The sequence below is a fragment of the Shewanella sp. MBTL60-112-B2 genome (assembly GCF_019655055.1).
Taxonomy (GTDB): domain Bacteria; phylum Pseudomonadota; class Gammaproteobacteria; order Enterobacterales; family Shewanellaceae; genus Shewanella.
Window position 1 is genome coordinate 158681 of record NZ_BPFA01000009.1, and the last position, 9890, is coordinate 168570.

Genomic DNA, 9890 nt, shown 5'->3' on the forward strand with positions numbered 1-9890 from the left:
AGCTTAACTTACTCATCTAATTTTGACGCTTGGAATAAGGGCTATATAATGGCCGATTTTCCGGGGTTATGGTTGCAAAAGGAAGCCTAAAGGTGTCTTGGCGCGAGAAAGGTCAGCGTGTTCGAGTTTTGCTTTCGCAAGCCGATTGGTATTTATGTTTCGGTTTAGCATTTTTACTGTGCGTATTGATCGGTTTATCGATGGCAGTAATGAAGCTAGATTCGGTACTAAACGATGCCGATGCGTTACCTATTGAAGCGGTTGCGATTAACGGAAAGCGGTTGTATACCGATGACAAAGAGATCCAAGTAGCACTACAGGATTTAATGCAGCGAAGCTTTTTTTCTGCCGATGTTAATCAGGTGCAAGATGCATTGGAAGCCTTACCTTGGGTGTATCAGGCCTCAGTTAGGCGCGAGTGGCCGGCTAAATTGAAGGTCTATCTGGTTGAACAAAAACCAGTTGCGCATTGGAATGGTGATGCTTGGCTCAATATTTATGGCGAAGTATTTGATGCACCGGCGAAAGAAGGTATACCTAACTTACCTTTCTTGACCGGACCTGAAGAGCAAGGTAAGTCGGTACTAACTACTTACCAGCAGCTAGGTGAACTATTAAGAATTAATGGCTTTAACTTACAGAGTTTAAGTTTAAGCCCAAGACATGCTTGGCACGCAGAGCTGAATACTGGCATTAAGCTGGAGCTCGGACGCGAAGACAAGATGGCAAGGATACAAAGATTTATCCACGTCTACCCTCAGCTTGCCAAGCAAGACAAGAAGGTAGCAATTGTGGATTTGCGCTACGACACAGGTTTGGCCGTAGGTTGGGATGATGCACAGAAAGAGAGCCGTTAATTAATGACCAAGAATCTGGATAGAAATCTGATCGTGGGATTGGACATAGGGACATCAAAGGTCGCTGTCATCATTGGTGAAGTGTTACCTGACGGTGAGATCAGTATTGTCGGCCTTGGTAACCATCCTTCAAGAGGTATGGATAAAGGCGGCGTTAACGACCTCGACTCTATCGTTCGAAGTGTACAAAGAGCACTGGATCAAGCTGAACTAATGGCTGACTGCCAAGTATCATCGGTTTACTTGAGTATTTCGGGTAAACATATCGAATGCCAGAATGAAAACGGCATGGTATCGATTAATGACGAAGAGGTGACTCAGGAAGATGTCGACAACGTGATCCATACCGCGCGTTCGGTAAAGATCCCAACGGAGCGTCGTATCTTACATGTGTTACCGCAAGAGTACGCTATCGACATCCAAGACGGCATTAAGAGCCCGATAGGCATGTCTGGTATGCGTATGGAAGCCAAGGTGCATATCGTTACTTGCGCCAATGATATGGCTAAGAATATCACCAAGAGCGTAGAACGCTGTGGTTTGAAGGTCGATGATCTGGTGTTCTCTGCGATTGCTTCAGCCGACTCAGTGCTGACAGATGACGAGAAAGACTTAGGTGTGTGCTTAGTCGATATCGGCGGCGGCACAACAGATATCGCTGTTTATACCAATGGTGCATTGCGTCATTGTGCAGTGGTTCCGGTTGCGGGTAATCAGGTGACTAACGATATCGCTAAGATATTCCGTACACCGTTATCTCACGCGGAGCAGATTAAAGTACAGCACGCTAGCGCGCGTAGCGCGATGGTGAGTCGTGAAGACAGTATTGAAGTTCCATCAGTCGGTGGTCGTCCTTCACGTAGTATGTCGCGTCATACGTTAGCGGAAGTGGTTGAACCTAGATACCAAGAATTATTTGAACTGATCTTAAAGCAGCTACGCGATAGTGGGCTCGAAGATCAGGTCGCAGCAGGTATTGTTATCACAGGTGGCACAGCATCGATTGAAGGTGCGGTGGATATCGCTGAGGCAACATTTGGCATGCCAGTAAGAATGGCACAGCCGCTACCTGTTAAAGGTTTATATGAATATGTGGATCAACCTATTTACTCTACCGGAGTCGGGTTGCTTCATTATGGTGCGCGCAGAGTCATCGAACGTCAGTTCGAGCGTCCTGAGCGACAAGGGGTTACCAGTCTTTGGAATCGGGTCCAGAGTTGGTTTAAAGGCGAGTTTTAGTTAATAACGCAGGCAGAACGGAGAAAAGACCATGTTTGAGATCATGGATAGTCATTCAGACGAGGCGGTGATTAAGGTCATCGGCGTCGGTGGCGGCGGTGGTAACGCTGTCGAGCATATGGTTAAACACAACATCGAAGGTGTTGAGTTTGTGGCAACAAATACTGACGCACAAGCGCTGCGTAAGTCTGCTGCATCAACCACAATTCAATTAGGTCGTGATGTGACCAAAGGTTTGGGCGCTGGCGCAAACCCTGAAATTGGTCGCTTAGCGGCAGAAGAAGATAGAGAAAACATCCGTAATGCGATTAAGGGATCGGATATGATCTTTATCGCTGCGGGTATGGGCGGTGGTACTGGTACAGGTGCTGCTCCTGTAGTTGCAGAAATTGCACGTGAAGAAGGAATTCTTACCGTTGCTGTTGTGACTAAGCCTTTCCCATTTGAAGGTAAGAAGCGTATGACCTACGCGGATCAAGGTATTGAGCAGCTTGCTAAGCATGTTGACTCATTGATCACTATTCCAAATGAAAAGCTGCTTAAAGTACTAGGCCGTGGCACTTCTTTATTAGATGCATTTGCTGCTGCTAACAACGTACTACTAGGCGCGGTTCAAGGTATTGCCGAGCTAATTACTCGTCCAGGTCTAATCAACGTCGATTTCGCCGACGTGAAAACCGTTATGTCTGAAATGGGTAATGCCATGATGGGTACCGGTGTAGCAAGTGGTGAAGATCGTGCTGAAGAAGCTGCCGAAGCAGCTGTTGCTAGTCCATTGCTAGAAGATATCGATCTTGCTGGCGCTCGTGGTGTTCTTGTGAACATTACAGCTGGTATGGATATGAGCATTGAAGAGTTCGAGACTGTGGGTAACCACGTTAAGGCTTATGCGTCTGATAACGCAACTGTCGTAGTGGGTGCGGTTATTGATCCAGAGATGTCTGATGAGCTACGCGTAACTGTAGTTGCTACTGGTATCGGGGCAGAGAAGAAGCCTGATATTCAGCTTGTTTCTAAGCCTGCTCCACGTCCAGAGCCAATCGTACCGGCTGAGCCTCGTGCTGAGAATATCGTACCGGAAGATACGATTGCACCGGCTATGTCACACGGCAATACAGCTACTGCAGCTCAACCACAAGTGGCAACACCTGTGACAGAGAAAAAGAACGAACTTGATTACTTGGATATTCCAGCATTTTTGCGTAAGCAAGCTGATTAATTCAAGTGTTAATAAATAGTTAACAAATATAAGGCAATACTAAAGTGTTGTCTAAAAGCTGAGTGAATTTTGGTGAATTTGCAAAGATATGCTAAGATATCCGACCAGCATAGCCTACACACGACTAAAAAGTGTGTGGTTAGTGCTCTTTATGTTGAGATAATAAACGGGTAAATACATGATTTTTCAAAGAACTGTCAAAGAAATGGTTAAGACTACTGGTGTTGGATTGCATTCCGGCAACAAGGTGACTTTGATCATTAAACCCGCACCAGTTAATACCGGCATTAAACTTGTTCGTACCGACTTGTCACCTGCAGTGGAAATTCCAGCTGTAGCAGATCAAGTACGTGAAACAACAATGTGTACTGCTTTGGTTAATGACGATGGTGTTCGTATCTCAACAATTGAGCATCTATTCGCTGCGCTAGCCGGATTAGGTATCGATAACGCAGTTATCGAAGTTGACGCGCCTGAAATTCCAATTATGGATGGCAGTGCGAGTCCTTTTGTTTTCCTATTGCAATCAGTAGGCATCCAAGAGCAAAACGCAGCTAAGAAATATATCAAAATCACTAAACCTATTCGTGTAGAAGACGGTGACAAGTGGGCAGAGTTAAAGCCGTTTAAAGGCTTCCGAGTCGATTTTGCAATTGACTTTAACCACCCAGAGATCGCTCGTAGTCAACAGCATATGGTTATGGATTTTTCATCATCTGCTTTTGTTAAAGATATCAGCCGTGCTAGAACCTTTGGTTTTATGCGAGATATCGAGTACCTAAGAGCCAATAATCTTGCACTAGGCGGCAGCATGGAAAATGCTGTTGTACTTGACGAATATCGCGTCCTCAACCCCGATGGCCTGCGTTATGAGGACGAGTTCGTTAAACACAAGATCCTTGATGCTTTTGGTGATTTGTATGTGGCGGGTCACGCGATAGTTGGTGAGTTTTGCGCATATAAAACAGGACACGCACTTAACAACCAGTTAGTGCGTGCCATGCTTGCACAGCAAGATGCTTGGGAAATCGTGAGCTTTGAAAAAGAAGCCGATGCACCTGTCAGCTTCTCAGTACCATCTGGTGCTGTATTCGCTTAATCGCGAACTAAGATTGCCTTGAACGGCTGGCTAATGCAGCCAGCCGTTTTAATTTTACCGCTAATGTCCCCTCTGTATGTTCAGCTAAAGCTTCGATGTGAGCGGCGGCGTTTTCACTAATTAGGTTGTGAGCAGGCTTACGTTTTGTTTCATACATTAACAAGCTTGGGTTGACTTTAACCTCGATTGCGGTAAGCATGGGTAACGTTTCGGCTTGTAGCAATTGTAGTATTTTGGGTTTTTGGAAGTTAATTCTTGCCGCCCAAGCAGCCGTGGTTGTTTCAATCACCAAGATCCCTTGGCGTAAATTGGCAACCTTTAGTTGCTCTGTCACTGGACCAGTCAGCACTTGTTTCACATAGTGATCTAAGTGTAATAACAGTTCTGCTTTTTCAGCGAGATTAGGCATAGTGCCTTGCTGATGCAGTAATTGACTGAGATCCTGAGGGGGCTTTTTCATATGATAATAAAATGGCTTAATTAGGCTATGAGTGTAACAGTTTTTATTCAAGGTCGAAATGGTGCCACACGCTGGCAACCAGGAAAGCGTTGGCTGCTATTGCCGATACTGCTGATTGCAGCAGGTACGGGCCTTTATCAGCACAATGCTAAGCAACTTACACAGCAACAAGCTAATGTCGATAGCGAGCGTATGGCTCGTGAAGAGCAAAAGGATGAGTTAATCGCGTTAAAGAGCGCGACAGAAACTCAACTTTCGATGTTGGTTGCCCACGTTGCACGTATGCAAGCTAAACTCACGCGCTTAGAAGCCTTGGGCCAGCAAGTTGCTTTAAATAATCAATTAGAAGATCAGTTTGATTTCTCTTCAGAAGTCGGTGTTGGTGGTATCAGTGATTTAGGTACTAACATCGAACTCGATCAGCTTATCGCCGATATGGATGAGCTGGTATCTAGAATAGATAATAATAATGTTCAGCTTTCACTACTTGAAACGGTAGCATCTAATCTCCATATAGATGAAGAACGTTATATATCTGGGCGACCAATTCAGAAAGGTTGGTTATCTTCGCCCTACGGTTTACGTAATGATCCTTTTAACGGTAAACGCACGATGCATAAAGGTATCGACTTTGCCGGAAAAGAGGGCGTCGATGTAATCGCTACCGCAGGTGGTGTGGTTACATGGGCGGACAAGATGTTTGGCTATGGTAATTTAGTTGAAATTGATCATGGAAATGGTCTAAGTACACGCTATGGTCACAATAAAGCTTTGTCAGTAAATGTGGGTGATGTGGTCGCTAAAGGCGATAAAATCGCTGTTATGGGGAGTACTGGGCGCTCGACAGGGCCTCATGTGCATTATGAAGTGTTGCGCGGTGGACAGCAGATTGATCCGCAAAAATATGTCTACCGCAAGGCAGGGTAATCGTAAAATCGGCTTTCAGGCTCTAAAAGGGACTTGGCCAATAACATAGAAGTGGTTCAGATGTTTGGTAAATTACTGACAAAAGTATTTGGTAGTCGCAACGATCGTACACTTAAAGCATTTGGTAAAGTCGTTAATAAAGTTAACGCGCTAGAAGCTGAATACGAAAAGCTATCGGATGAAGAATTAAAAGCAAAAACAGCTCACTTCCGCGAGCGTCTAGACGGCGGTGAATCATTAGAAGGCGTTTTACCAGAAGCATTTGCTACTGTACGTGAAGCATCGAAGCGTGTATTTGATATGCGTCACTTCGATGTACAGCTAATCGGTGGCATGATTTTGGATAGTAACCGTATCGCAGAAATGCGTACCGGTGAAGGTAAGACCCTAACGGCAACTCTGCCAGCTTATCTTAATGGTCTAACAGGTAAAGGCGTACACGTTATCACAGTGAACGACTACCTAGCGGGTCGTGATGCTGAAAATAACCGTCCGCTTTTTGAATTCCTTGGCTTAACAGTTGGTATTAACGTTGCGGGTCTTGGTCAAGTCGAAAAGAAAGCGGCTTATGATGCCGATATTACTTACGGTACCAACAACGAATTCGGTTTCGATTACCTACGTGACAATATGGCGTTCTCGCCAAGCGAACGCGTACAACGTCCACTTCATTACGCCCTAATCGACGAAGTCGACTCGATTCTTATCGATGAAGCACGCACACCGTTAATTATTTCTGGTGCTGCAGAAGATAGCTCTGAGCTATACATCAAGATTAACACCCTAATCCCAAATCTTATCGCTCAAGATAAAGAAGATACTGAAGAGTATGTGGGTGAAGGCGACTACTCAGTTGATGAGAAGTCAAAGCAAGTTCATATGACAGAGCGCGGCCAAGAGAAGGTCGAGGTGCTGTTGACTGAGCGTGGTATGTTGGCAGAAGGTGATTCGCTGTATTCGGCAGCTAATATCTCTTTGCTGCATCATGTGAATGCCGCTCTACGTGCACACACACTATTTGAAAAAGACGTCGACTACATTGTTCAAGATAACGAAGTGGTTATTGTTGATGAACACACTGGCCGTACTATGCCTGGTCGTCGTTGGTCTGAAGGTCTGCATCAAGCGGTAGAAGCTAAAGAAGGCGTTCATATTCAAAATGAAAACCAAACTTTAGCATCGATTACTTTCCAGAACTTCTTCCGTCAGTACGAAAAACTTGCTGGTATGACAGGTACTGCTGACACTGAAGCGTTCGAATTCCAACACATCTACGGTCTAGACACCGTAGTGGTTCCGACTAACCGCCCGATGGTACGTAAAGACCATGCGGATCTGGTTTATCTAACCGCTGAAGAAAAGTATGCGGCTATCGTAAAAGATATCGTGGGTTGTCGTGAGCGTGGCCAGCCAGTATTGGTTGGTACTGTTTCGATTGAACAATCAGAACTACTGCACAGCTTATTAAAGAAAGAAAAGATCCCGCATGAGATCTTGAATGCTAAGTTCCATGAGCGTGAAGCGGATATTGTTGCTCAAGCTGGCCGTACAGGTGCGGTAACTGTGGCAACTAACATGGCGGGTCGTGGTACAGATATCGTGTTAGGCGGTAACTGGAACATGGAAATCGAAGCATTAGCTAATGCAACTGATGAACAGAAAGCTAAGATTAAGGCCGACTGGAAAATTCGTCATGACGAAGTAGTCGAAGCCGGTGGTCTACATATCCTAGGTACTGAGCGTCACGAATCGCGTCGTATCGATAACCAGCTACGTGGTCGTTCTGGACGTCAAGGTGACTCAGGTTCATCTCGTTTCTATCTATCTATGGAAGATAGCTTAATGCGTATCTTCGCTTCAGACCGTGTATCTTCAATGATGAAGAAGCTAGGTATGGAAGAAGGTGAAGCGATTGAGCATCCATGGGTATCACGCGCTATTGAAAACGCACAACGTAAAGTAGAAGCACGTAACTTCGATATCCGTAAGCAGCTACTGGAATTTGATGACGTAGCTAACGATCAGCGCCAAGTGGTTTACGCACAGCGTAACGAGTTGATGGATGCTGAAAGTATTCAAGACACCATTACCAACATTCAAGAAGACGTTGTAAATGGTTTAGTCGACCAATATATTCCGCGTCAGTCTGTTGAAGAGCTTTGGGATGTTGAAGGCTTAGAGAAGCGTCTACAACAAGAGTATGCAATGAGCCTTCCTATCCAAGAATGGTTAGATAAAGAAGACGACTTGCACGAAGAAACATTACGTGAGCGTATTGTTGAAACTTGGGTGAATGCATATAAAGCTAAAGAAGAGATGGTAGGCGAGCAAGTACTACGTCAATTCGAAAAAGCGGTAATGCTACAAACGTTAGATGGTTTATGGAAGGAACACCTTTCAGCGATGGACCACTTGCGTCAAGGTATCCACTTACGTGGCTATGCACAGAAAAATCCAAAGCAAGAATACAAGCGTGAATCGTTTGAGTTGTTCCAGCAAATGCTTGAGTCATTAAAGCATGACGTCATTAGTGTATTGTCAAAGGTACAAGTGCAAGCGCAATCTGATGTTGAAGAGATGGAGGAGCGTCGTCGTCAAGAAGATGCCAAGATCCGTCGTGACTATCAACATGCAGAAGCTGAAGCAATCGTAGGTGCAGAAGAAAGTGCTGCACTAGCTGCGACTCAGCCAACAGTACGTGACGGCGAAAAAGTGGGACGTAACGATCCATGCCCATGCGGCTCAGGCAAGAAGTATAAACAGTGTCACGGTAAGCTAAGCTAAACGCATAGACTTAATCGAAGAAAGGGTGCCTCATTTAGGCACCCTTTTTTATTTGTGGAAAACAAAGTAGTTTAAGATGGTCATCGCTATTCGAATGAGCGTGATTGGCAGATCTCATTAAGTTAGGCTATATATACTTGCTACATGATATTGGCTTAATACCAATCAGTATAAAGATTTGGTCGCTCAGCGAGAATTTAGCGGTTCTGAAGCGAGGCAACGAGTGAAGAGCATAGTTGTTCTACGGTTAAGCTCGTTAACAAAGCGTCAGATTCGCTAAAGCTCGCCATTCTGGAGCGTTTTTGGCTGCCTACTTCAGCGTTGAACAGCTTTACAAGTGAATAGCCATTCTTAAAGCTATTCGCCTTGAATTAGTTTGCCAAAAAACGCTCTGAGTAGATCAACTTCTTATACTGATTGGTATAAGAAGGCCTATAACAGTGTAATAGGACTACTTAGCTAATTCGATATGCTTGAGCATTAGCTAAGTAATGGTTGTCGCGCATATAAAACAAGCACTTTATCATCGAGCTGTGGATAACTCTGAGGGTAAGTGGTGACTAAATTGTGTCTAAATAAAAACATTGAAAAAAGTCACTTATTTTAAGAAAAAGCGCTTGCGCTCTTTTTGAATCTCCCTATAATGCGACCCCACTGACACGGTGAAGCAGGCAACTAGCCAAGCACACAGCGTTAGAGAGATTAACTTCTAAGGAAATTAACCTCAGGTGACAATCGCTTTAAGAGCTTCGAATGATGTGCCTTGTATAAAGAATCATCGCTTGAAAAACTTCTTAAAATAAGCGCTTGACGCCGACACTGGAGAGTGTAGAATACGCCTCCTCAGCCAAACGACCTAAGCGTCTAAGGCGCCATTTTGAAAGGCTTAGCCTTGATAGAAGTGGCACGCTCTTTAACAATATGACAAGCAAATCTGTGTGGACACTCACAGAGATTAAGTTATTCGAAATTACTTCTCACGAAGTAATCAAAAATTTACTTAATGAATGAGTGTTCATAGCAATATGTAATACAGAATTCGTTGAGCCGCTGATTTAGCCTTACTTGTAAGGTGGATGAAGCAAAAAAACTTTAATTGAAGAGTTTGATCATGGCTCAGATTGAACGCTGGCGGCAGGCCTAACACATGCAAGTCGAGCGGTAACACAAGGGAGCTTGCTCCTGAGGTGACGAGCGGCGGACGGGTGAGTAATGCCTAGGTATCTGCCCAGTCGAGGGGGATAACAGTTGGAAACGACTGCTAATACCGCATACGCCCTACGGGGGAAAGGAGGGGACCTTCGG

The 9890-nt window shown here is 44.8% G+C and carries 7 protein-coding genes and 1 rRNA gene; 7 read left to right on the forward strand and 1 reads right to left on the reverse strand.

Annotated elements, in window-relative coordinates:
* Positions 1-92: 92 nt before the first annotated feature.
* The 4 genes from K5Q73_RS08085 to lpxC all read left to right on the forward strand — a co-directional run bounded on the left by K5Q73_RS08085 (position 93) and on the right by lpxC (position 4414).
* Positions 93-857 (forward strand): cell division protein FtsQ/DivIB, encoded by a 765-nt coding sequence (locus K5Q73_RS08085; RefSeq protein ID WP_220760994.1) that lies wholly within the window; start codon positions 93-95, stop codon positions 855-857.
* 3 nt (positions 858-860) lie between these two features.
* The gene (gene ftsA / locus K5Q73_RS08090; protein WP_220760996.1) at positions 861-2096 is read left to right on the forward strand and encodes a cell division protein FtsA; all 1236 of its coding nucleotides are present in this window, start codon (positions 861-863) and stop codon (positions 2094-2096) included.
* A 31-nt stretch (positions 2097-2127) separates the two neighbouring features.
* Positions 2128-3315 carry a cell division protein FtsZ gene (gene ftsZ / locus K5Q73_RS08095; protein WP_220760998.1) on the forward strand — a complete coding sequence of 396 codons (1188 nt, stop codon included), beginning with the start codon at positions 2128-2130 and terminating at the stop codon, positions 3313-3315.
* 178 nt (positions 3316-3493) lie between these two features.
* Positions 3494-4414 carry a UDP-3-O-acyl-N-acetylglucosamine deacetylase gene (gene lpxC, locus K5Q73_RS08100; protein WP_220760999.1) on the forward strand — a complete coding sequence of 307 codons (921 nt, stop codon included), beginning with the start codon at positions 3494-3496 and terminating at the stop codon, positions 4412-4414.
* Between the two features lie 7 nt (positions 4415-4421).
* On the opposite strand, the gene K5Q73_RS08105 is transcribed toward lpxC, so the two are convergent.
* Positions 4422-4874: a DUF721 domain-containing protein gene (locus K5Q73_RS08105; protein WP_220761001.1), complete on the reverse strand. Its 453-nt coding sequence runs from the start codon at positions 4872-4874 to the stop codon at positions 4422-4424.
* 27 nt (positions 4875-4901) lie between these two features.
* Between K5Q73_RS08105 and K5Q73_RS08110 the strand changes: the two genes are divergently transcribed.
* The 3 genes from K5Q73_RS08110 to K5Q73_RS08120 form a co-directional block, all read left to right on the forward strand.
* Positions 4902-5801 (forward strand): M23 family metallopeptidase, encoded by a 900-nt coding sequence (locus tag K5Q73_RS08110; RefSeq protein WP_220761003.1) that lies wholly within the window; start codon positions 4902-4904, stop codon positions 5799-5801.
* Between the two features lie 60 nt (positions 5802-5861).
* Entirely contained in the window at positions 5862-8585 is a 2724-nt protein-coding gene (gene secA, locus K5Q73_RS08115) for a preprotein translocase subunit SecA (RefSeq protein WP_220761005.1), read from the forward strand.
* Between the two features lie 1093 nt (positions 8586-9678).
* Positions 9679-9890, forward strand: a 16S ribosomal RNA gene (locus K5Q73_RS08120); the annotation flags it as partial.